Origin of the sequence: Planctomicrobium mucosum, assembly GCF_051466335.1 — a bacterium.
GTDB lineage: Bacteria > Planctomycetota > Planctomycetia > Planctomycetales > Planctomycetaceae > Planctomicrobium.
Map to the genome: position 1 here is coordinate 4,485,184 of NZ_CP195793.1, position 21,843 is coordinate 4,507,026.

At 52.1% G+C, this 21,843-nt stretch carries 20 protein-coding genes; 15 read left to right on the forward strand and 5 right to left on the reverse strand.

Annotation, left to right across the window (positions count from 1 at the left end):
- Nucleotides 1-67: 67 nt before the first annotated feature.
- Both SH668x_RS17770 and SH668x_RS17775 read left to right on the forward strand, forming a co-directional pair.
- On the forward strand, nucleotides 68-997 hold the full coding sequence (locus SH668x_RS17770) for a DMT family transporter (RefSeq protein WP_437186403.1): 930 nt from the start codon (nucleotides 68-70) through the stop codon (nucleotides 995-997).
- Between the two features lie 270 nt (nucleotides 998-1,267).
- Nucleotides 1,268-1,714 carry an STAS domain-containing protein gene (locus SH668x_RS17775; protein WP_437186404.1) on the forward strand — a complete coding sequence of 149 codons (447 nt, stop codon included), beginning with the start codon at nucleotides 1,268-1,270 and terminating at the stop codon, nucleotides 1,712-1,714.
- A gap of 126 nt (nucleotides 1,715-1,840) precedes the next feature.
- On the opposite strand, the gene SH668x_RS17780 is transcribed toward SH668x_RS17775, so the two are convergent.
- From SH668x_RS17780 to SH668x_RS17790, 3 genes are all read right to left on the reverse strand, one after another.
- Nucleotides 1,841-2,179 (reverse strand): translation initiation factor, encoded by a 339-nt coding sequence (locus SH668x_RS17780; RefSeq protein WP_437186405.1) that lies wholly within the window; start codon nucleotides 2,177-2,179, stop codon nucleotides 1,841-1,843.
- 185 nt (nucleotides 2,180-2,364) lie between these two features.
- On the reverse strand, nucleotides 2,365-3,510 hold the full coding sequence (locus SH668x_RS17785; RefSeq protein WP_437186406.1) for a M20/M25/M40 family metallo-hydrolase: 1,146 nt from the start codon (nucleotides 3,508-3,510) through the stop codon (nucleotides 2,365-2,367).
- A gap of 171 nt (nucleotides 3,511-3,681) precedes the next feature.
- Nucleotides 3,682-4,353, reverse strand: a complete 672-nt coding sequence (locus SH668x_RS17790) for a DUF4912 domain-containing protein (RefSeq protein ID WP_437186407.1) — start codon at nucleotides 4,351-4,353, stop codon at nucleotides 3,682-3,684.
- 503 nt (nucleotides 4,354-4,856) lie between these two features.
- Here SH668x_RS17790 and SH668x_RS17795 point away from each other — a divergent pair.
- From SH668x_RS17795 to SH668x_RS17845, 11 genes are all read left to right on the forward strand, one after another.
- Nucleotides 4,857-5,075 carry an AtpZ/AtpI family protein gene (locus tag SH668x_RS17795; RefSeq protein WP_437186408.1) on the forward strand — a complete coding sequence of 73 codons (219 nt, stop codon included), beginning with the start codon at nucleotides 4,857-4,859 and terminating at the stop codon, nucleotides 5,073-5,075.
- Between the two features lie 18 nt (nucleotides 5,076-5,093).
- Entirely contained in the window at nucleotides 5,094-5,489 is a 396-nt protein-coding gene (locus tag SH668x_RS17800) for a hypothetical protein (protein WP_437186409.1), read from the forward strand.
- 22 nt (nucleotides 5,490-5,511) lie between these two features.
- A complete protein-coding gene (gene atpB / locus SH668x_RS17805) occupies nucleotides 5,512-6,399 on the forward strand; it encodes a F0F1 ATP synthase subunit A (protein WP_437186410.1) in 888 nt (295 codons plus the stop codon).
- A gap of 100 nt (nucleotides 6,400-6,499) precedes the next feature.
- Nucleotides 6,500-6,811, forward strand: coding sequence for an ATP synthase F0 subunit C (locus SH668x_RS17810; protein WP_437186411.1), 312 nt, complete (start codon nucleotides 6,500-6,502; stop codon nucleotides 6,809-6,811).
- 62 nt (nucleotides 6,812-6,873) lie between these two features.
- On the forward strand, nucleotides 6,874-7,533 hold the full coding sequence (locus tag SH668x_RS17815) for an ATP synthase F0 subunit B (RefSeq protein WP_437186412.1): 660 nt from the start codon (nucleotides 6,874-6,876) through the stop codon (nucleotides 7,531-7,533).
- A complete protein-coding gene (locus SH668x_RS17820) occupies nucleotides 7,527-8,258 on the forward strand; it encodes a F0F1 ATP synthase subunit B family protein (protein WP_437186413.1) in 732 nt (243 codons plus the stop codon). The genes SH668x_RS17815 and SH668x_RS17820 overlap by 7 nt, the downstream gene beginning before the upstream one ends.
- 106 nt (nucleotides 8,259-8,364) lie before the next feature.
- The gene (atpH, locus tag SH668x_RS17825; RefSeq protein WP_437186414.1) at nucleotides 8,365-9,003 is read left to right on the forward strand and encodes an ATP synthase F1 subunit delta; all 639 of its coding nucleotides are present in this window, start codon (nucleotides 8,365-8,367) and stop codon (nucleotides 9,001-9,003) included.
- On the forward strand, nucleotides 8,954-10,477 hold the full coding sequence (atpA, locus tag SH668x_RS17830) for a F0F1 ATP synthase subunit alpha (RefSeq protein WP_437186415.1): 1,524 nt from the start codon (nucleotides 8,954-8,956) through the stop codon (nucleotides 10,475-10,477). Before atpH ends, atpA begins: the two co-directional genes overlap by 50 nt.
- A 97-nt stretch (nucleotides 10,478-10,574) precedes the next feature.
- Complete coding sequence (gene atpG / locus SH668x_RS17835) at nucleotides 10,575-11,447, forward strand: ATP synthase F1 subunit gamma (protein WP_437186416.1); 873 nt, start codon at nucleotides 10,575-10,577, stop codon at nucleotides 11,445-11,447.
- Between the two features lie 227 nt (nucleotides 11,448-11,674).
- The gene (gene atpD / locus SH668x_RS17840; protein ID WP_437186417.1) at nucleotides 11,675-13,123 is read left to right on the forward strand and encodes a F0F1 ATP synthase subunit beta; all 1,449 of its coding nucleotides are present in this window, start codon (nucleotides 11,675-11,677) and stop codon (nucleotides 13,121-13,123) included.
- 116 nt (nucleotides 13,124-13,239) lie between these two features.
- Complete coding sequence (locus SH668x_RS17845; RefSeq protein ID WP_437186418.1) at nucleotides 13,240-13,650, forward strand: F0F1 ATP synthase subunit epsilon; 411 nt, start codon at nucleotides 13,240-13,242, stop codon at nucleotides 13,648-13,650.
- Nucleotides 13,651-13,766: 116 nt separating this feature from the next.
- On the opposite strand, the gene SH668x_RS17850 is transcribed toward SH668x_RS17845, so the two are convergent.
- Together SH668x_RS17850 and thrS are read right to left on the reverse strand one after the other, a co-directional pair.
- Nucleotides 13,767-15,806 carry a PrkA family serine protein kinase gene (locus tag SH668x_RS17850; RefSeq protein ID WP_437186419.1) on the reverse strand — a complete coding sequence of 680 codons (2,040 nt, stop codon included), beginning with the start codon at nucleotides 15,804-15,806 and terminating at the stop codon, nucleotides 13,767-13,769.
- A 527-nt stretch (nucleotides 15,807-16,333) separates the two neighbouring features.
- Nucleotides 16,334-18,526 carry a threonine--tRNA ligase gene (thrS, locus tag SH668x_RS17855; protein ID WP_437186420.1) on the reverse strand — a complete coding sequence of 731 codons (2,193 nt, stop codon included), beginning with the start codon at nucleotides 18,524-18,526 and terminating at the stop codon, nucleotides 16,334-16,336.
- 1,055 nt (nucleotides 18,527-19,581) lie between these two features.
- Between thrS and SH668x_RS17860 the strand changes: the two genes are divergently transcribed.
- Nucleotides 19,582-21,027, forward strand: coding sequence for a tetratricopeptide repeat protein (locus SH668x_RS17860; protein WP_437186421.1), 1,446 nt, complete (start codon nucleotides 19,582-19,584; stop codon nucleotides 21,025-21,027).
- Nucleotides 21,028-21,391: 364 nt separating this feature from the next.
- A complete protein-coding gene (locus SH668x_RS17865) occupies nucleotides 21,392-21,832 on the forward strand; it encodes a hypothetical protein (RefSeq protein WP_437186422.1) in 441 nt (146 codons plus the stop codon).
- Nucleotides 21,833-21,843: the final 11 nt, after the last annotated feature.

Consider the following 21,843-nt stretch of genomic DNA (forward strand, 5'->3'; position numbering starts at 1 on the left):
TGGTGTTTTGCATTTTGAACAAAGAGGCTCGCTTTGTTCGCTGAATCCTTGCCTTACGTTGAAAATCATGGCTGCCGAAGTTGAGACCCCTCCTGCTCAAGCAAAACCGGGCACAGAGCCAATGGGGCCAACGTCGATTTTCATTGCTGTGTTGACCGCGGTCTTCTGGGGAGCCACCGCGATCTCGAATCAGCTAGCGATGGATGTCATCCCGCCGCTGTTACTTGGTGGGATTCGATTTCTCCTCGCTGCTGTCTTTATGTTTGTCTGGTGCTTGAAGGATGCGGACCCTGTCTGGTTAAAGCCCGGTCAGTGGAAACCTGCCTGGGTCATGGGGATTCTCCTCTTTCTGCAGATCGGAACATTCAACGTCGGGGCGAATTGGACCACGACATCCCATGCTTCGATTCTGGTGAATTCCTATATATTCTGGGTTGCGATCGTTGAGGTCTTATGGTTTCGCACCATTCGGATGCGGTCGATCCAATGGGTGGGATTGGTCATGGCAAGCATTGGGTGTGGCTGGGTGCTGTTGAACCAGAGCACTCCTGACCAACAAGGACAGGATACTCCCTCGCTAGCTGGTGATCTGGTACTTGCCGCCAGCGGATTCATTCTGGCTGTGAAGACTCTCTATGCAAAACATGCAGTCAGAAGTGTTGCTCCGGGAACATTGATCCTATGGCATGACGTTATCGGAGCTCTGATCTTCTTCGCGGTGAGCCCACTGGTTGGTGAGCGGATTACCGGAACCATGACGCCGGTTTCCTGGGTTGCGATGCTCTACGCGGGCTTCATTGTCTCCGGATACTGCTTCGGTGCGAACGCAACGCTATTGCGTCGTCATGGAGCTTCGCAGGTCTCGGTGTTCAGCTTTCTTTCGCCGATCATCGGCGTTGCGCTGGGGGTCTGTTTCAGAGGAGATGAACTGACGATTGGATTGCTCATCGGCGCTCTGCTAGTCACGACCGGGATCTACCTGACGAACAAGGGGTGATGCAGAATAACACAGTTCCACTACGGCAGTTGGCGTTGCCGACAGGCATCGCCGGTGTTCATTTGCGGTGAAATGAGTCAACTGCAACCGCCTAAATGATTAGCAATCTTGACACGACGAAAACACCTTTAACTGTTTCTGAATCGTGAGTTACCTGATGGTGGCTCGCGGTATGTCGTGACTGCAACGAAATTAATGTGCATTTGGCCTGATCATTGCGTCAACGGGCAACTAGTGGATTGCTGCGAGTTTGATTTCAGGACACGAAATATGGCTGATCGCAAGTACACACACGATCTTGAAGTCTCCCCTACTGAGCACGGAGCATTGCTCAGCATTGGTGATATGGAGATTTGGGATGGTGCCGACCTTTCGCTCATTCGAGATACGCTCTTCCGTCTCATCGCCAATGAGAACGTGAAAGCCGCGGCGATCGACATGCATGCTGTGCAGCACATTCCGAGCGGATTCTTCGGAATGCTGTTCGACTGGATGGAACGTGGAATTGAAATTCGCCTGGTGAACCCGCGAGAACGGGTCCAGCAGATGCTGTGGTTCCGCAAGTTTTTCGAGCTTGAGTCGACCGGTGTTTATCAGCTGCGTGACAGCAATCGGATCGATGAGACGAATTCAGAAAATCTTTGGGAGCCAACATCTGCTCACGTGCAGAATTCGAGCACTCCTCCAGCCAAGTCGGCCCTCAGTATCGTCAGCTAATTCGCGTGAACCGAACTGACCATCCCACGAACTGGCGCTCACGGCCAATGTGTCGAAAGCCGCCTCGCCTGAGAACAGTTCATGAACTTCGGGCGCGAGGGCAGGCGGGCTCTTTGGTGAGTGAGTTCAACGCACCTGATAGCCTGCATTTTTGAGCCAGATGGTGCATCGTTCCCGCTGGTCACCTTGGAGTTCCAAGACATCGCATTGAAGTGATCCACCAGCACCGCACGTGTTCTTCAGCTGGCTGAGCACATCAGTCAGATGAGTCCCTTCGTCGGCAAGTCCACGAATCGTGGTGATCTGCTTTTTGCCCTTCCGAATCTCTAGTTGCAGTCGCACTTTTTGCTTCTGCGGCGGAGTCCGTTCTTCAACTGGAGAAGGGCAAGTGCATTCCGACTCCAGCTTTTCGCACCGCTCGCAATGTGGAGGTCGATCAAACGGTGTCCCTGCAAACAGACCCATGAAATTGTCTCAACTCAATGAAGGAATAATCTGGTGGGGGCGTCCGGCTTGCCGCACAGCTTCGGGTCGGGTTCACTTCGACGTCGGCCGTTGCAACAGCGTTGCCAAAGTCGCTACTCGCGGGGGCGAACAGATGCTGAACTCGATTCGTCGTCCCCAAATGCCAAGCTTTCAAGTAAATCCTGCTAGTTCTGACACCAACGGTGCAACATGCGGGAGTACGTGTCCGTCCCGATTTGGAGTTCCTTCAAGCTGATGAACTCATCGTGAGTGTGTGCCTGTGCGATATCACCAGACCCCATGATGATGCAATTTTGCAGGTCCTGAAAGCGGGCTGCATCTGTTCCGTATGCAACAGTGTGAGGTTGCTTAGTCTCTGAAAAATCCAGGCATTCCTGAACAAACGGGGCAGCCGGATCGCGAAAGAACGGCGTCGCTCGGAAGGTCAGCTCAAATTCGAGTTCGTTCTTCTTTGCCTCTGCCTGAATTTTCTCGATGATCGGGTCCGTGTTCATCTGTGGCATGGCTCGAAAATAGATCACGCACACACTCTGGGCTGCAGTGACGTTCATCGCATAATTGAAATCGTTGACTCCAAGATTCATGGTCATCGTGGGAGGGTCAAAATCGAGATTCCGCCATTGAGGATCAGATTCCATTTCCTGATTCAATTTCTGCATTTCGGCAAGAAACGGGATCATCTTCCAGTTCGCACTGACTCCCTTGCGAGTGCTAGAATGGGCAGCAATTCCTCTGGCTGTCACTCGAATTCCGCAGCCACCTTTGTGGCCGTGGACCACAATGGAACGTGACGGCTCTCCGACGATCGATTTCGTGTTGCCCGTCACCATTTCGCGGTAGAGTCGCGATTGCTGCTGAACAATCTCAGCTCCATGCATCCCAACCTCTTCGTCCGCTGTGCAGCAGAAGTAAATCGGGGCGGACAGTGCTGCTTGGCTGCGGTGAATAATGGCCGCCAGCATGCAGGCGAGCGAGCCTTTCATGTCTGTGCTTCCGCGACCAAATAACAGTCCATCGCGAACGGTCGGTTCGAAGGGGCCGTGGTGGTCGAAAAGCCATTTGCTCGCGGGAACCACATCCGTGTGGCCAAAATATCCCATGCCTCCAAGACCGCTTCCGAGCTTTGCGATCAGATTGGATTTCTGGACCCCAGCACGGTCTGTGTACTCAATTCGCTCCGTTTCGAAATGGTGTTTTCTGACCAGATCTTCAATGAAGTCTGTGATCGCAGTATTCGACTTAGAGCTGACAGTGTCGAACCTGATCAGTTCCTGTGCAATTTCCAGAGCAGTCGGCATAAGTTGGGACATGTTTGCTGGTCGAGGCCATTTCGTGCGAGCGAGAGGGGCTTTAAAGTAGCTGTCACATCGCACAAGCTCCAGTACATTAGGAAGATTATCCGGGGGAATTCTTTCTGCCGTTGAATTCGATTTCAGGAGAAACTTCGTCTCCGTCCTCAGATTTCCGGCTGAAATCCCCGGTTAAATATCGGATGAGGGCTCTGGCTCGAGTAAGTGGAAGTTCAGGTCAATTGACAGAAGCGCACGTTGAATCTGAAGCCCATCCGACACTTTCACTGGAACAACCAGTCTTCCGTCTGTCAGTTTAGTTTGCCATTTGAAATCTCCGCTCGTGCGGTCAACAGCGACGTCTTGGTCGTCAACGGATGCGATTGCGCCAGGGCGAGTGCGTCCCTGCAGCGAGAATTGCCCCCGGACCTGTAGGGGAAGAGATTCACCATTGCTAAGGGTGGACAGCAGCCTTTCGTCGCCAAGAAACTTTTTGGACGTCTGTAGCTGCGTGTACGTGCCAGTCAGGGCAACTGCGGGAGCCTGCAGCATGGAAAAGAATCGTCCATCCCCAAAAGCCATTCCGAGTTCGAGCCCCCAGGCATCGTCTTTGGACGGGGCGTGAATGAACCATTCATTGGACTGGGACGGAATCACGATCTCTTGATGGAGAGCTCGATTTTTTGGCCCCGATTCATCCTGTTTGATTCTGTGTATTCTGAGAATCCTTTTCGCGCGATGGGAATCGCGTCCCATTGCGCTCACTGCTCTGGACATCGTTTTGTCACTGATCGACCATCGACAACGGAGCCAATGTTCTCCGACTTCCTGTACGATCAGATTGTCTTGGGTGTCGTTTACCATCAAGAATCCTCGAAGCTGGTGCGTCTGGGGGTCCTGATTGCTGGATTGTAAAATCTCAAATTTGCAGTGGTGTTCTTGAAAAAATGCTGTCAATTTCAGGGGAGGCACACGGGATGGTGTGTAGCCGCTCCATGACAGGTTCATTCAGTCGGTGAAATAAGCCCTCTGAGGTTGCCGTATTTCCTGCCCGCGTCGAATCTAACGATTCTCATCATCAGGAAATATCATTCCAAAAGGAAGCATGCAGGGAAAGTTCTGAAGTGACCACAGGCTGGATCATTGAGAAATCAGCCTCAAAACCCACGAATTACGGGAATTACGGATGTTGATTGAAGAAACGGGAAGATATTGAACTCTGCTGTCATCACCAAAAATGAGGATATATGACGAGGCCTGTAATGCAGCTTTGACTTAGGTTTTAGACGGGACTAGACTTGCCGAACGCGAGATTTCCTGCCCTGTCAACGAATTGGATTGGTCGGGAGAATTACTTGAAGGGTTCAATGCCATCGTCGTCTCGTACTGCGATTTTTTGGGCCACACAAGTCACAAGTATCTCATTCGAGATCGCGTTTCTTGTGCTCATTGGCTACTGGGGCGATCGGTATTGGGGGACAACACCGCTGCTTCTACTGGTTGGAAGCGGGCTTGGTCTTCTTGTGCTCTTTTGGCACCTTTGGTTAATGGTAAAGTCATTTCATCGTACTGATTCCAAGTTGTAGTTCATTTTAGGGTTCATCTTGAAATCCTTGGGGATTCAGTTGGGGGCAATGCTGCTGGCGATCATCATCGTTGGCGGACTATTTGCACTCATTGGTTGGACTCAGGTAGGAATGGACGCGGTTTGGGGTGCACTTGCAGCGGGTGTAATTTCTCTGCCGGTTAGTGCGATTGTTGTCGTGTTTTTTTATTGCCGTGGCGTCCAGGCCGCGTCGATTGTAGCCGGAACGATGCTCCGTCTGATATCTACAGCACTTCTGGCTGGTGCCGGTGTGTTGTTGCTGCCAGTATTGCGGACTCCCAGTTTTTTTCTGGCGATTGGTTTAGTTTATCTGGCAAATCTGGGTCTCGAGACTTGGTTTGCTTTCCGGTCAAATTCCGTGTCTCGACGTGTCGAGACGCCGGTCGGGCACTGACGTCGAACTGAATTGTATAGCTATGTTGGCTGCACACGGAACATTTCATCACGTCTACGATTTCAGTCAGTTCGAGCTACCATTTGGTAAGCATCTCGAGCTACCGAGTATCGCTGGCGTGCAAGTTACCAAATTCATGGTTTTGCAGCTGGTCGCTGCCTTGCTTGCTTTCCTGATCTTCCGGGGTCTTGTGAAGCATATTCAGGGTGGAAAAGTTGCAAACGGATGGTTTTGGAATTTTTGGGAAATGCTCGCGGTCTATGTCCGCGATCAGGTTGTCCGACCAGTGATCGGTGATCCCGATGCACACGGACACGATGATCATGGCCACGGTCATGACGCTCCGAATCTTGAGCCGGTTCGCGGAATTCCGCACGGGGGCCATCCGGCAGACAAGTACGCACCGTTCGTCTGGTCAGCCTTTTTCTATATCCTGTTCTGTAACCTCCTCGGGGCACTTCCTTGGTTGGGGTCAGCAACAGGAAGCATCAGCGTGACACTTGCTCTGGCGATTGTCGCTTTTGGTGCAACGTTCTACTACGGCGTTCGCAAGTACGGTCCGATTGGGTTTTTCGCTCATCAAGTCCCGGCCTTCGAAGCACCAGGTCCAATGAAAGTTCTGCTGGTTCCAATGATCTTCGTAATCGAAGTCTTTGGACTGTTCATTAAACATTCGGTGTTGGCGGTTCGATTGTTCGCCAACATCATGGGTGGTCACACGGTTCTCGGTGTTTTCCTTGCGTTCATCGCTGATGCCGCAGGAACCGGACTGTGGGGCGTCGTTGCACCTGCCAGCCTTTTCGGACAGATCGGTATCGGTCTGCTGGAGCTGCTGGTGGCGTTTATCCAAGCTTATGTCTTCGCGTTTCTGTCAACGATTTTCATCTCTATGTCCCTGCACGAGCACTAAGCTTCGAGCACAGGACCGGGATGTCGATGTTGCACCAGCGACGTTGAATTGAGTGAACTCTGAGTTTTCGACCAAGTAACTAAATGTGAGGAGATAGAGCGTGTCTCGAGCTTTCCAAATGATGTGGACCGTCGGTGTTGCAGTGTTGGCCCTGGCTACTCCAGCTTTCGCACAGGAAGCAGCTGCTTCAACACGTGCCCTGATCGACCTTGGCCCAGCGTTTGGTGCTGGTCTGATCATCCTGGGTGCAGGTCTGGGAATCGGTAAAGTCGGTGCTGCAGCTGTCGAAAGCATCGCACGACAGCCAGAAGCTTCCAAGGACATCAGCGGCGGTATGCTGCTGGCTGCAGCTCTGATCGAAGGTGCGACATTCTTCGCACTGATCGTCTGTATCATCGCACTGTTCTCGTAATAGCTGGCCTTGAACGACTTGTCTTTTTGTTGTCTCCAGCGTTCTTTGCTTCGTGGTTGAACATGCGAATCTGGCAAACTGGTAATTTGTTGTCGGCTCTGTCACGTGTGAGTGTCAGCTGCATGGTTCTGGGACTCATCCTTGGATCATTCGCAGTCACCGCTCACGCTGCAGATGCGGCGTCGACCAACTCTTCTGATCCCGCTGCTGCACATGAGCCTTTGGAGCATGTGCACAATGTTGAGCACGAAGCAGTTGGCGATGGACATGGGGGTGTGGACTACAACAAGCCACCACTCGTTCCATCGATTCCACTGTTTGTCTTCTCGCTGGTGGTCTTCGTGACGTTTGTTTTTGTCATGAGATCAACAGTTTGGCAGCCACTGATTGCCAATCTTGATGCCCGTGAAGAACGGGTCATTAAAGCAGAAGCAGAAGCGAAGCAGACGCGCCTTGATGTTGAACGACTCACTGCCCAGGCGGAAACCCGTTTGGCGGAAGTCTACAACGAAGTTCAGGCGGTTGTCTCAAAAGCACGTGAAGAGGCAGAAGCACAAAGACGAGAAATCGTTTCCAAGGCTGAAGCTGATGCAGCCAGAATCAAGGCAGAAGCGATCGCCGCCATCGGTGCAGCGAAGACTTCCGCAATTCAAGATCTGGAAGCAAAGGTCGAAGAGCAGGTTTCGCTCGCGACAGCACATGTTGCGGGAGGCAAATGGTGAGCAACGTTCGCACAATGTTCTCCAGCGTGATTTCCGTATTTGAGATGAGTTTTCCGATGATCAACAACACAACCAATCATCGTCCTTCCTCACATCAGCCGGTTGCACGGCGTGCGGCCGGACTGTGGGCGATTCTGTTTGTGTGGGCAGCCTGCCTGATTGGAACACCCAATCTGCAGGCAGCCGATCATGCGGAGAAATCATCAGCTACTGCTGACGATCATCACGATGGTCACGGTGAGTACTCAATCAAGAAGGACCTCAACTTTTGGTCCTTGATTGCATTCATCGGATTTGCGTTTGCGATTAAGAAGCTCGGCCTGTGGGATTCGTTGTTGACGAACATGTCAGCTCGACAGACCTCCGAATCAGCTGCAATTGAAACTGCCGAATCGACTCTGAATATTTCTTTGGAAAGCCTGCGTGCTGCTAAAGGACGCGTGGAAGCCCTGGATCAGAAGATTCGCGAAATTCGCGATGAAGCAGGCCGCGATGCTCAGAGCACACGCAATGAGATTCAAGCGACTGCCGCCCGCGAAGCTCAATCCGCTCTGGATCGGGCAAATCTCGAGATTGGTCGCACACGTGACCAGGCTCTGAATGAAATTTTTGAAACCGTTGCCGATCAGGTCACGGCTCGTACCGAGCAGAAGTTGCGTCAGAATCTTCAGGCAGACGATCAGAATCGCCTGCTGGATGAAGCTCTGGCGGGGCTTTCCATCTGATCGTGTTTGAACAGTATTCGGTATTGCTGGCGTTTTGCTGAGTCGTATCAAATGCAGTTCCTGTTTAGCCTGATTCAGTGCATTCGTTCATCGAGAGTGTTTAGAAATGTCCGAAGCTACCACAACACGTTCGTCGCAGGTTCTGGAAGATCCCAGCGCGAAAGCTGTCGCACGTGTGTATGCCTTGGCGTATTTGAATGCTGCAACAACAGCGGGTGAAGCCGATCCGCTGGAAGAGATTCAATCGTTTCAGGACGACGTTCTCAATGCATCACCGCAGTTTGCGGAAATGTTGACTTCGCAGTTCCTGAATCGCGATCAGAAATTGGCTCTGATCTCCAAGACAATCGAACCGCACGCAAGTGCCGGATTTTCCAAGTTTCTCATGGTGCTGATTGAGCATGACCGGGCGGAACTGTTCCCTGTCGTTCTTGAGTCGGTACGTAATGAACTTGAAGTTCGTCGCGGGCAAGTGCGAGTTCAAGTGAAAAGTGCTGTTTCGCTCAGCGAAGAGCAACTCAATCGTATTAAGAACCGACTTCAATCCGCCCTGAAGATCGAACCAATCCTCATTCCGACTGTGGATGAGAGTCTGATTGGTGGACTGGTTATTCAGGTCGGTGACACCGTGTATGATGGATCGCTGAAGACGCGGCTGACCAGCCTGCGTCAGCGACTTCGCAAAGGGTATCTCCATGAAATTCAAAGCGGACGAAATCGCTTCAGTCATCCAGAAGGAAATTGAGGGCTTCAACAGTCAAGTTCAGACTGCAGAAGTCGGTCGCGTGATTGAGGTGGGGGACGGAATCGCCCGCGCCGTGGGGCTTTCGTCCGCCATGGCAGGGGAAATGGTTGAGTTCTCCAACGGAACACGTGGTCTGTGTTTCAACCTGGAAGAAAACTCGGTCGGTATCATCATTTTGGGGGATTACCTCCAGATTGAAGAAGGCGACGAAGTCAAAACAACCGGCACATTGTTGTCCGTTCCTGTCGGCGAATCGCTGATTGGTCGCGTGATTGATCCGTTGGGTAATCCACTCGACGGCAAGGGTCCAGTTGTGACCAGTCAAAGCCGCCCAGTCGAATACCCTGCTCCAGGCGTTTCAGCCCGTCAGCCGGTGAAGCAGCCATTGCAGACCGGTGTGAAGGCGATCGACTCCATGACCCCAGTCGGTCGTGGACAGCGAGAATTGATCATTGGTGACCGCAAGACCGGAAAGACCGCGATTGCTCTGGACACCATCATCAACCAAAAAGGTGGCGACGTCATCTGTATTTACGTTGCATGCGGCCAGCGTGCAGCGAACGTGGCAGCCGTCGTTGAGGCTCTGACGAAGCATGGCGCGATGGACTACACCATCGTTGTGTCTGCATCGGCAGCGGATCCAGCTCCTTTGCAGTACATCGCACCTTACGCTGGTGCTGCCATTGCTGAGCACTTCATGTATCAGGGCAAGCACACTCTGGTTGTATACGACGACTTGACCAAGCAGGCTCAGGCCTATCGTCAGCTTTCGTTGCTCATGCGTCGTCCACCAGGTCGCGAAGCGTATCCAGGGGACGTGTTTTACTGTCACAGCCGTCTCCTCGAGCGAGCAGCTAAGTTGAGCGACGAGCTCGGCGGTGGATCGATGACTGCATTGCCAATCATCGAAACCCTCGAAGGGGAAGTGTCTGCGTACATTCCGACCAACGTGATTTCGATTACAGACGGTCAGATCTATCTCGAGCCAGACCTGTTCTTCGCAGGGGTTCGTCCTGCGATCAACGTCGGTATTTCGGTTTCCCGCGTCGGTGGTAACGCTCAGACGAAGGCGATGAAGAAGATCGCCGGTTCTTTGCGACTGGACTTGGCTGCCTTCCGTGAATTGGAAGCGTTTGCTCAGCTCGGTACCGAACTCGATGCTGGTACTCAGCGACAGCTCGACCGCGGTTACCGAATGGTCGAACTGCTCAAGCAGCCACAGTACGAGCCACTGGATATGGCCGATCAGGTCATCTCGATTTACGCAGGAACAAAAGGTTACTTCGATAAGATCGCACGTAACCAGGTTGCTCGTGCAGAGAAAGAACTCCTCCAGTTCATTCGCGATGAGAAGAGCGAAGTTCGTAAGGCTCTCGTGGAAACGCAGACTCTTTCGGACGATGTCGAAGCGAACCTGAAGGATGCCCTGTCTGAGTTCGTGAGCCGATTCAAGCCAGAACCAGCCAAGGCCTAGTGTGAAGAACAGGATCTGCTGTGCATTGTTGGCGTGCAGCAGATCATCTTCAATGAAGATTCCAATTTCATCGCTCAAAACAAACTGACCGTTTCCCATGGCCAAAGCTCGAGCACTCGTGAAACGCCGCAAGGCGGTTCGAAACATTCGCAAAATCACGCGGACGATGGAACTCATCGCAACTGCGCGGTTTAAAAAGGCGATGGATCGTGCCACTGAGGCTGCTGCATACACCAAGAAGATCAATGAGATTGTGTCCGATCTGTCGCAGTCAAACATGACCTTCAGTCATCCGTTGCTGCAACAACCAGAGACAACAGAGAACGTCAAGGTTCTGGTTCTCACATCGAACCGCGGGTTGTGCGGCGGATATAATGGTGGTGTTTTGCGGCAGGCGGTTGCTCGCATCCGCGAGATTCAGGCAGCAGGACAGCAGCTGAGCCTTGAGGTCTCCGGAAAACGCGGCTTGGCGTTCATGAAATTCGAGAAGCGTGCTGTTGACGAAGCATACACGCAATTCGAAGACAAGCCTGGCTTTGAAGAGATCAATGCGATTGCTGATCGTTACGTTTCAGAGTTCATCGCAGGTCGCCTTCATCGGTTAGACGTTGTTTATCAGAAGTTCATCAGCTCGGCTCGACAGGTTCCAACCGTCGAAACCCTGTTGCCATTCGGTGATTTGGCGACTGGATCAGCGCGAAGCACAGTTGCGACAGACTACGAATTCCTGCCAAGTTCGACAGAGATTCTGGAAGAGATTGTGCCAGCAGCATTCAAGGCACGTTTCTTCAAATGCTTCCTCGACGCGGCTGTGGGCGAACAGATTGCTCGAATGGTTGCAATGAAGTCTGCAACAGAAAACGCGGACGAAATGATTCGCGACATTTCGATGGAATACAACCGTGCCCGACAGACACAGATTACGTCGGAACTTGCGGAAATCATCGGGGGAGCGGCCGCCCTTCAGTAGGCCGATCAAATATGAAATACGTTCACGTTTCGTGAAACTCGGGACGTGAAAGCAGCGATGTCAGAGACGTCATCGCGACATTGAAACAAGACGCAATTCAAATAATTCACCTGCCAGTTGAGACTGTCGGACAAGTGTTTTGAAATTGAAGAGACGGTGAAGCCAGCCGTTCCCGTTCACTTCAGGAAGACTCACTCCGAAGCTTGATGATTAGAGGATTCGCTTTTATGAGCACCGCCACAGCGACAAATGTCGGACATATCACGCAGATCATCGGCTCCATTTTCGATGTGGAGTTTTCAGAAGACTCACTTCCGAAGATCTACAACGCAGTCACCGTCAACGCCGAGGTCAAGGGTGTTCAGATCCGCGTGACAGGCGAAGTCCAGCAGCATCTGGGCGGCGGCCGGGTCCGTTGCGTTGCTCTCTCGTCGACCGACGGGATGGTTCGTGGAATGGAAGTTGCCGATACTGGTAAGCCAGTGTCTGTTCCAGTCGGAAAAGAAACTCTCGGTCGCGTGTTCAACGTGATCGGTGAGCCGATCGACGGAAAAGGTGAGCTCGACAATCCAGAGCGTTGGTCAATTCACCGTGCTGCTCCAAAACTCGAAGACCTCTCCTCGAAGACTGAAGTTTTCGAAACAGGGATCAAAGTGATCGACCTGTTGACACCGTTCGTCCGCGGAGGAAAAGCGGGGCTGTTCGGGGGAGCGGGTCTGGGCAAGACCGTTATTCTGACCGAGTTGATCGCTCGTATCGCCCGCCAGCACGGGGGATACTCAGTGTTCGCCGGAGTGGGTGAGCGTACCCGCGAAGGAAACGACCTGATTCTCGAAATGGAAGATGCCAAAATCGGGGACACTGGTCGCTCTGTTATTGATCAGACATGCATGGTCTTCGGACAGATGAATGAGCCACCCGGTGCTCGTCTTCGCGTGGCCTTGACCGGTCTGACCATGGCGGAATGGTTCCGTGATACAACCGGCGCGGACACGTTGTTGTTCATCGATAACATTTTCCGATTCTCTCAGGCAGGTTCGGAAGTGTCCGCTCTTCTCGGCCGTATGCCAAGTGCGGTGGGTTACCAGCCAACACTGGGAACCGAACTCGGACAGTTGCAAGAGCGTATTACCTCGACCAAGAAGGGTGCGATCACCTCCGTTCAGGCCGTTTACGTTCCTGCGGACGACCCGACTGACCCGGCTCCTGCTGCTGCGTTCAGCCACCTCGACGCATTCATTTACCTCGAGCGTAAGATTGCGGAAAAGGGTATTTACCCAGCGATCGACCCGCTCGCTTCATCGTCACGAATTCTGGACCCACAGGTTGTTGGTGAGCGTCACTACGCTGCAGCCCGTGCTGTTCAACAGATTCTTCAGCGATACCGCGAACTCCAAGACATCATCGCGATTCTGGGGGTTGAAGAACTCTCAGAAGAAGATAAGCGAGTTGTTGCTCGTGCTCGTCGTATCGAGCGATTCCTCTCTCAGCCGTTCTACGTTGCTGAAGTGTTTACAGGTAAGTCCGGTAAGTTCACTTCCCTCGAAGAAACGATCACTTCCTTCGAGGAGATCTGTGCAGGTAAGTGGGATCATCTTCCAGAAAGTGCGTTCATGTACGTCGGGGGTGTCCAAGAGGCTGCGGAGCAGGCTGAGCGAATGGCTAAAGGTGGTTGATCTGTAGCACCGATGGTGCTCGTTGGAATCATCAAGGGGCGGCAGACGACTTCTGTCGCTCCTCTGATTCCGAATCACGCGGAAAAGTCATTGTCATTTAGTACGAGTTTACTTTCATGATCGCTGCCACTGAACTTCGACTGGTTCTGGTAACTCCAGAAAAAACGCTGCTGGATCAGCCAGTGAAGGGACTTCGATTTCCATTATTTGATGGTCAAATCGGGGTTCTGCCCGGCCGCGCTCCACTCGTTGGTCGCCTTGGAACAGGCGAGCTAAAATTTGATCTCGCCAACGGAAGTGACCATTACTTCATCGACGGCGGGTTCGTTCAGATTAAAGGCTCGGTCGTTACGCTTCTGACAAATCGTGCGATTCCAGCGGCTTCAATCGACGTGGCGAAGACTCGTCAGGCACTTGAAGAGGCGATTGCGATTCAGCCAAAGAGCGAGTTTGAGCAGACTCAGAAGACGAACTCCATTGAACGTGCAAAGAAGATGCTGAGCTTGAAGCAATCTCTCGGGAACTAAGAGACCTCCTCAGGCATGAACAAGAGTCTCGCTCCTCAGCAGAGAAGGCTGATGTTGCGGGATTCAATTAATCAAGAAGAAGAGCCGCACAATTCAGTGCGGCTCTTCTTCTTTTGTCAGTTATCTTTGGTGTCACCTCTCGCAAAGATACTCGCGACGTACTGAAGGACATCTGTCGCAGATTCGTCGTTGTATCCGTAGTTTCGAATCAATCGATCCTTCACGATGTCGATCTTCTGCTGAGTCTCTTTGTCGACGACCTGCGAAACCAGGCTTGTGAGCTTGATCGAGTCCTTCTGGTCCTCAAAGAGCTTCATTTCGAGCGCCTTCTGGAGCCTCTCGTTCGTCTTGTAGTTGAAGATCTTTCCATCAATGGCCAACGCACCGATGTAGTTCATGATCTCACGGCGGAAGTCCTCCTTGCGTGACTCCGGAATCTCGATCTTCTCCTCAATAGACCGCATGAGGCGTTCATCAGGTTGCTCATCATCTCCGGTAAAACGGTTTTTGACTTTCTCGTGCTGAGTGTACGCCTTCACGTTGTCGATGTAGTTTGAGCAAATACGAGTCAACGCATCTTCATCGGCAGCGATCGCGCGCTGCACCTCGTTTTTCACTATGTCTGTGTACTCGTCTTTCACAATCGAAATCAGTTGCCGATAGTGCTCTCGCAGATCCTCACTTCCAATGAGTGAGTGATGCCGCAAACCGGCCTCGAGTTCATTCATCACCATAAACGGGTTGAGACTGGTTGCTGTGGTGTTCACGACAAGGGCGTTCGAAAGCTTGTCCTGGACATAACGGGGCGAGATTCCTTCCAGTCCCTCGTGCCGGGCCTCTTTGTGAAGCTGTTTGATGTTCTCAGCGGTAAATCCGGGGAGAGATTTACCGTTGTACAGCTTCATTTTCTGCAGCAACGTGAGCCCATGGTGCTTGGGAGTTTCCAGGCGAGTGAGGACGGCCCACATCGCAGCCACTTCGACGGTGTGAGGCGCGATATGCTTCCCACGTACTCGCCGTGGGTGGTAACTCTTGTTGTAGATCTTCACCTCTTCATTCAGCGTGGTAACATACGGGACGTCGATCTTGATCGTTCTGTCACGCAGGGCTTCCATGAATTCATTCGACTGGAGCTTCTTGTATTCAGGCTCATTCGTGTGACCGATAATGACAGTGTCGATGTCGGTTTGTGCGAACTTCTTGGGCTTGATCTTGTGTTCCTGCGATGCCCCGAGGAGGTCATACAGAAACGCGACATCCAGTTTGAGCACTTCAACAAACTCGATCATGCCTCGATTGGCGACATTGAATTCGCCATCGAAGTTGAAAGCACGAGGATCAGATTCAGCACCGAACTCTGCGATCTTCCGATAGTTGATGTCGCCAGTCAGTTCGGTCGAGTCTTGATTCTTCTCGTCCTTCGGTTGGAACGTTCCAATCCCGACCCGGTCCTGCTCAGAGAGAAACACGCGTTTGCAGACAACGGTTTCGACGACTTTGGTCCAGTCTCCATCAAATTTCTGAAGACGATCCTGGAAATGCCATCGGGAAAGTGGACAGACCTGACCTTCGATTTCGATGTCATATCCGTGGTCTGTTCGACCTTCATTGAAAAAGTTCTCGAACTCGTGACGAGCTGAATCGGGGATGAGTAGCAGTGGATCGCAGTTCATCGGATCCCAGGTCACACTGCCGTCTTCCTCCTTCCAACCGAAGGTGTACAGGGCACCGGCTTCAGTGCGGCTATAGCGTTCCAGACCCCGTTTCAGCAGTCTGGCGACAGTTGATTTTGAGCTTCCTACTGGACCATGTAGTAGAAGGACTCGTCGCTCTGTTCCGTACTTTAATGCGGCTGAGCGGAAGACATTCACCAGCTCAATGAGCGTATTCGTTAGCCCGAAAATGGCGTCTTCACCATCGTGATGCGGGTCATCAAAAAATCGATAGCGAATAAGATCCTTGCTTCCATCGACCGGGTATGTCCCATCCTGCAAGATCATGTCATAGATCCGCTGGTAGGAGGTGCGAGCGATTGCCGGATTCGCTTTGACGAGATCCACGTATTCAGAAAATGTTCCCTGCCAATGCTCATGTCGAAATTGGGACTGATCCTGGCGTGCAGCGAGCTGCGAGAGAAATTCTTTCCCCAACGTCATCGTAAATACCTCCACCTATGTGGCGAAACAGCAAGCTTGGACGATGAGCGAACAAATTCAAATGGAGAGATCGCGGTCGATGTTTCCTGAAAAGAACTGGTAAACACGAACTCCGGGAGAGCAAACGAACAAGAAAAAATCTCGTCGTGGGCCAGCTGTCAAGTTGCCAAAAGACCAGACAGAGCGCAATCGGTGAGGAACAATCTTCGTTGTCTCACCACTTCAGTGTTTCACATCACAGGAGCAGTGACATTCTTGCCACTGGATCTCAGTTGATACGCAACTATTATCACCGAGTGTGGATTTCTGGCAATACCAGAAACGTCAGCCCAAAGTTGACTGATCTGAAATCGCTGTCAGGTGAATGGAAAAGGAGCAGCACAACGGTGGTTGTGCTGCTCCTTATTATGGACGACTCTTGGTCATCTCGGTTCTGACAGTCAAGAGTCTGACTTTGGACGAGGGTGGTATCTGGTTTCGACACTGAGTCGCCCGTCGTCCCCCTTCAGTCTCTCATCAGTTCGACATCAGTAGTCTGATGACTCAGATTCCCCGGGTTCACCAGAATCGTTGAAACCTGAAAACTGGCTCTTCACAACTTGGCGGATTGCGCGATCATCCCGCTCCTGTTTCAGTTTGGCGAGCGCATCGGTCAGTGTCATGAAGCCGAGATCTCCGTCGATTCGATCTCGCACAGATACTCCCCCTTGATCCTTGTCTTTGGATCCGATCACCAACATGTACGGAATGAGGTCTAGCTGGGCATCGCGAATCTTCTTCTTCACGTTTGCAGACTGACGATCGATGTTGACTCGGAAGCCCGCCTCGCGGAATTGCTTCTGCACTTCTTCGCAGTAGGGGAGCATGTCGTCATTCAGGCCCAGGATCCTGATCTGTTCCGGTGCCAGCCAGAGTGGGAACGCCGCGGCGAAATGCTCGATCAGCATTCCGACAAAACGTTCCATTGATCCGAATGGTGCACGGTGAATCATCACAGGGCGGTGAGTCGCATTGTCAGCGCCGACGTATTCAAGCTTGAATCGCTCTGGCAGATTGTAGTCGAGCTGAACGGTTCCAAGTTGCCATTCACGTCCGATGGCATCACGGACCATAAAGTCTGCTTTCGGTCCGTAGAATGCTGCTTCTCCTTCACACTCTGTGAAGTTCAAGCCGCTCTCTACGAGCACTCTGCGAAGTGTTTCTTCGGCATTGTCCCAGAGTTCGGGTGTTCCAACATACTTGTCGGAAGCAGGATCCCGCTTGGACAACTGAACGCGATAATCGTCGAGTCCGACGCTGGAAAGGACGAACTTGACCAGATCAAGCGTCTCTTTGAATTCCTGCTCCACTTGTTCCGGAGTACAAAACAGATGGGCATCGTCCTGGGTGAGTCCCCGAACTCGCAGCATCCCGTTCAATTCGCCCGATTGCTCATGTCGGTAGACAGTTCCGAACTCGGCGAGGCGAACAGGGAGGTCTCGATAGGAACGAGGTTGGGCCTTATACATCTGCACGTGATGTGGGCAATTCATCGGCTTGAGCAGGTAGCGTTCCTGCTGGTGTTCCCACTTCTGAATATAGGTATGTTTCTCTTCCTTTGTTCCAGCCTGCGGATAGTCGTGGAACGGGCAACCGCAATCTTTGGCTGTCAGCAGGAAGTCCGATTCAAACTTCTCCGAGAGTTCACCGGCAACGAGGAGTTGCTTCCAGTAGTCGACCAGCTGACCTGCGGGATGCCCAAAGATCGGCGCAAACTGTGAGTCGCGGTAGTACGGGAAGTGACCACTGGTCTCGTACAACTCCGCTCGCCCAACGTGTGGAGAGTAGACGGGTTGGTAGCCGCGTTTGAGGAGTTCCTGCTTAATGAAGTCTTCCAGAATGGAACGAACTGTCGCTCCTTTTGGAAGCCAGAGGCAAAGCCCCTGCCCGACTTCAGTTGAAATTGTGAACAGGTGGTGCTGCTTGCCGAGAACTCGATGGTCGCGACGTTTGGCTTCTTCAACCTGATCCAGATACGCTTGCATCTCTTTCTTGTCGAAGAAAGCTGTCCCGTAGAGTCGCTGGAGATGGCGATTGTTGGAATCCCCTTTCCAGTACGCACCGGCGACGTTCAGCAACTTGAACGCTTTGAGTTTTCCTGCATCCGGGATGTGAGGACCGCGGCACAGATCGACGAATTCGCCTTGTCGATAAAAGCTGAGTGACTCGTGGTCCTTCAACCCTGTCGCGATGTGCTCCGCCTTGAGTTCCTGATTCAGGTCCGAGACGAATTTGACAGCGTCGTCGCGATTGAGATAGAACCGCTCGAATGGTTCCGCCGCTTTGATGATCTCTTCCATTTCAGCTTCGATTCGCGGAAAGTCTTCTTCGCGAATCGGAGTTGCGAGGTCAAAGTCATAATAGAAACCGTTGCCTGTCGTAGGGCCGAAAGCGAGCCCTACTCCGTCATACAGACGCATGACAGCGCGTGCCATGATGTGAGCACTTGAGTGTCGGAGAACTCCAAGCGCTTTCGCGTCTTTGGTTGTCAGGAGTTTGAGCTGAATCGGGTCCGAATCACTCAATTCATTGATCGGTCGTGTGGCATCGACAATCTGGTCGTCAATTTCCGCTGCAATTGTGGCGTTGGCGAGTCGCTCACCAATGGATCGGGCCACGTCGATTGCTGATGTCCCTTCGGGAAATTCTTTCAGACTACCATCTGGGAGCTGAATTCTCATCGATCTTCACTTTCACTCAGTGCGATCCTGCGCGGGCCCTGAAACTGGAGAAGTCGGCGCCACAGGGCGAGAACGGTCGTTCGCCCTCACAGAATCGGGATTCTCCATCGCGGTCGCCGGTACGAGGGGCGACTGAAACACAGATCTGGAGAGTGGTTCGTTCTATTGGACCAGTAGATTTGAGTCCAGTGGTGAGGGTGTATCGCGGTGAAAAATGGTCATCGTCGAGTCGGGATGAACAGGCTTGGTGGTCCCTGCCGCGGGAGATGAGGAGAGCGCAACCCGTCATATTTAGGCGCAAACGAGATAAATCCCAGCTGAGTTTCAGTCGAATTCGAGCACATCCTGCTCACGCAATTTGTTGGCAGAATACGGGTTAGGAGAAGAGCATTCCATTAAACTCTCGAATCAGAAGCGTTAGATTACAAAACGTTTAGAAATGAATTTGCGGATTTAGTTCGCACATCGAATATTTGTCAAGAAGCTTAACACGGAATCCGCCAACTTTGTGCGCAAACACGTCATTTTGAATATGGTTTGGACGTACTTTCGAACAATAACTTGAATGGCCGATCCTCTTTCAGACACGGATATTACTACTGCGAGCGAGATATTTAACATGTGGGCATGTTGGACTTATGTGCTTCTTTTAAGAATATTGAGTACGCATAACATGTCATTCGCAAAACACTTGCATCAATCCAATCGCATGCGAACAAAGAGGTATTGTGCCCTTGCATCTTCTCTGGGGACCGGCGAGAATGTTCTCGCTGTCGGCGTTGGCCCGCACTGACAGCAACTACGAGCAGTCACCGGTCAGGCCCGTCCGGTGGCTGCTTTTTTATTTCTACTGCAGGTTATGCGCACTTCTGCGCGTTGACGGTTCCGCATCCGTCTGTTGCAAACCAAAGCAACATTGACCTTTTTCTGCATTCAAAGCTACAAGTCGCGAATTCCTGAAATGAATCGGGATGTTGGGAGCTGCCCCAGGAATTGGGTGGGTGCAGTATGATGCGAGTGCTCAGTGCTTTCGAGCCAATGGACTGGAACGAGCTATGAAGCGTATTTCTTTGGGGCTGGTACTTGGAGTTGCGTTGTCAGGTTGTGGAAGCAACGGCGACAGCACGGTTCACGTCGACGCCTCACCTGCGATCATGACCGATGCCCCGGCCGTGACCAATCCTGAAGAGGCTGCCACGTCAGCGCCCGTCAGTCCTGCGTTCTCCTATGAAGAACTTCTCAAGATTGCGGATGAGCACTTCAGCAAGAACGAGCTGAACAAGTCGGTCCAATCCCTGACTCAAGCGATTCAGCTACAACCCAAGTCCGCGGCAGCGTATCTGAAACGGGCAGCCATTCTGTCCAAAGCGCAGAATATGCCTCAAGCGATCGCCGACATGACAGCGGCAATTCAGATTGAACCTGAAAACACAAAATACCTGAATACTCGCGGCTATTTTTATTTGCAGTCGAAACAATATGAGAGCGCCGACGCCGATTTCAGCGATGCCATTGGGTTCGATTTCTCTTACCCGCAGCCTTACAACAATCGCGGATTGATTTACCTCTCAAAGGGGGATTTCGAGCTTGCCCTTAAAGATTTCGATAACGCCCTGAAGGCAAAACCAGATTACGTCGACGCCCTGAACAATCGCGGCTTTGCTTTGATGCAGCTTGAGAAACTGGAAGAGGCTGAGCAGGCTTTTTCCGCTGCGTTGGCGATTGACCCGAATTATTTGAATGCGATCACCAGCCGCTCCCGAGTTGCGATGCAGCTTGGTAAACATGACCTTGCAATCAGTGATTTGACGAAGGCTCTGGAAATACAGCCGGATCATGTTCAGCATTATTTCTCCAGGTCTGAAGCATTCGCTGCTAAAAAAGACGAAGTTGCAGCGGCCCGGGACTTCAAGTACGCAAACTGGCTGCGAACACTGAATGAACTGAATCAGAGAATCGTGAACTCGCCTCGAGATTCGCATCTGTGGCTGACCCGTGCCCAGCACTTGATGCTGCAGGATCGCAACGACGAAGCATCGCACTCTCTGCAGAATGCACTCACACTCAACCCCAAGTTCCGCGATGCATTACTTACACGTGCGCAGTTGGAGATGAAGGCTGGCAATTACGAAAAAGTCGTGGCGGATTGCACCTCGGCTCTCGCTGAAGAATTTGGCTATAGTGCCCATTCGCTACGAGGGGATGCCTACTTTGAAATGCAGAAATTTGGCGATGCGATTGCAGACTATGAGTCGGCCCGTCGAATTGACGAACATGTTGCAGAGGCCTACCGTCAACGTGCTGCCCAGTTGCGTACTGCGGGCGATGAAGGGCTCGCCAAAGCAGATGAGGACTTTGCTCAGGGGTTGATTCGTCAGTTGGCGGAAGCACCAGCGAAGCCTGCGGACGCGATCGAACCTCGAGAAGTGGTGATCGAACAGACCAGCTACGAAGAAGCAGTTCCATCCGAGCCTGCACCGTTTCCTGTTCCGGCCGAGTGATCGAGCACACATCATGGCGCTTCGCGTTGAAATCTGAATTTCGAAACCGCCCTTGCAGAACTGCGAGGGCGGTTTCTGTTGATGGGTGATTTCAGGAGCATCGGAGCCAGATGATCGGTTAGCCCCTGCCTCAGGTGTGTGTGCAGGCGAATGGCAGCAAACCCTCATTCAGTTACTGCCGGAACGCCACACTCTCGTGAGAGGCGTTCAAGATTGCAAAACTGAGAAATTTCCTCTTCCCATGAGCGAGACCTACGCAGAACGAAATGGAGTTGGTAATTCTCTGCTGAAGCGGCTTCTCTGTGGTCTGTGATGAGGAGCTTCAATTGACGCTGAAAATGAACTCTTTATCAGAACCAGAATCATGTCTTCTCAAACATGGGTCGTGATTATCGGGGGACTCATCCCTGCGATTGGATTAGGGATTGCCGGGGTTTTCCAGAAGCTCGCAGGTCAAGCTGGAATCGCGACTGGATTGATGCTGATGCTGGCGGGGCTGGCGACAAGTATTGTTGGCGCCGTCGTGATGGTCGTTGAAAAGGAGTACCTAATCTCTGGTCGCGCAGCGAGCCTCGCATTTCTATTCGGAAGCTGCTGGGCCATCTCAAACGCTTTGATTATTTTCACTTTGCGAAAGCTCGGTGGGACAATCAGCCAACTCGCCCCGCTTTACAACATGAACACATTGGTTGTGGTCTTCATTGGGTTACTCTTTCTGGCAGAATGGAAGACGGTCCAGCCAACGCGAGTGCTCATCGCTTCCGTTCTGATTGTGATGGGTGGAATCGTCGCTTCAAAAGCGTGAAGATCGCAGGT

Bases quoted from the DNA above. Each gene is read 5' to 3' on its own strand.
- SH668x_RS17770 (WP_437186403.1), top strand. From the start codon at position 68: ATGGCTGCCGAAGTTGAGACCCCTCCTGCTCAAGCAAAACCGGGCACA.
- SH668x_RS17775 (WP_437186404.1), top strand. From the start codon at position 1,268: ATGGCTGATCGCAAGTACACACACGATCTTGAAGTCTCCCCTACTGAG.
- SH668x_RS17780 (WP_437186405.1), bottom strand. From the start codon at position 2,179: ATGGGTCTGTTTGCAGGGACACCGTTTGATCGACCTCCACATTGCGAG.
- SH668x_RS17785 (WP_437186406.1), bottom strand. From the start codon at position 3,510: ATGTCCCAACTTATGCCGACTGCTCTGGAAATTGCACAGGAACTGATC.
- SH668x_RS17790 (WP_437186407.1), bottom strand. From the start codon at position 4,353: ATGGTAAACGACACCCAAGACAATCTGATCGTACAGGAAGTCGGAGAA.
- SH668x_RS17795 (WP_437186408.1), top strand. From the start codon at position 4,857: ATGCCATCGTCGTCTCGTACTGCGATTTTTTGGGCCACACAAGTCACA.
- atpB (WP_437186410.1), top strand. From the start codon at position 5,512: ATGTTGGCTGCACACGGAACATTTCATCACGTCTACGATTTCAGTCAG.
- SH668x_RS17815 (WP_437186412.1), top strand. From the start codon at position 6,874: ATGCGAATCTGGCAAACTGGTAATTTGTTGTCGGCTCTGTCACGTGTG.
- SH668x_RS17820 (WP_437186413.1), top strand. From the start codon at position 7,527: ATGGTGAGCAACGTTCGCACAATGTTCTCCAGCGTGATTTCCGTATTT.
- atpH (WP_437186414.1), top strand. From the start codon at position 8,365: ATGTCCGAAGCTACCACAACACGTTCGTCGCAGGTTCTGGAAGATCCC.
- atpA (WP_437186415.1), top strand. From the start codon at position 8,954: ATGAAATTCAAAGCGGACGAAATCGCTTCAGTCATCCAGAAGGAAATT.
- atpG (WP_437186416.1), top strand. From the start codon at position 10,575: ATGGCCAAAGCTCGAGCACTCGTGAAACGCCGCAAGGCGGTTCGAAAC.
- atpD (WP_437186417.1), top strand. From the start codon at position 11,675: ATGAGCACCGCCACAGCGACAAATGTCGGACATATCACGCAGATCATC.
- SH668x_RS17845 (WP_437186418.1), top strand. From the start codon at position 13,240: ATGATCGCTGCCACTGAACTTCGACTGGTTCTGGTAACTCCAGAAAAA.
- SH668x_RS17850 (WP_437186419.1), bottom strand. From the start codon at position 15,806: ATGACGTTGGGGAAAGAATTTCTCTCGCAGCTCGCTGCACGCCAGGAT.
- thrS (WP_437186420.1), bottom strand. From the start codon at position 18,526: ATGAGAATTCAGCTCCCAGATGGTAGTCTGAAAGAATTTCCCGAAGGG.
- SH668x_RS17860 (WP_437186421.1), top strand. From the start codon at position 19,582: ATGAAGCGTATTTCTTTGGGGCTGGTACTTGGAGTTGCGTTGTCAGGT.
- SH668x_RS17865 (WP_437186422.1), top strand. From the start codon at position 21,392: ATGTCTTCTCAAACATGGGTCGTGATTATCGGGGGACTCATCCCTGCG.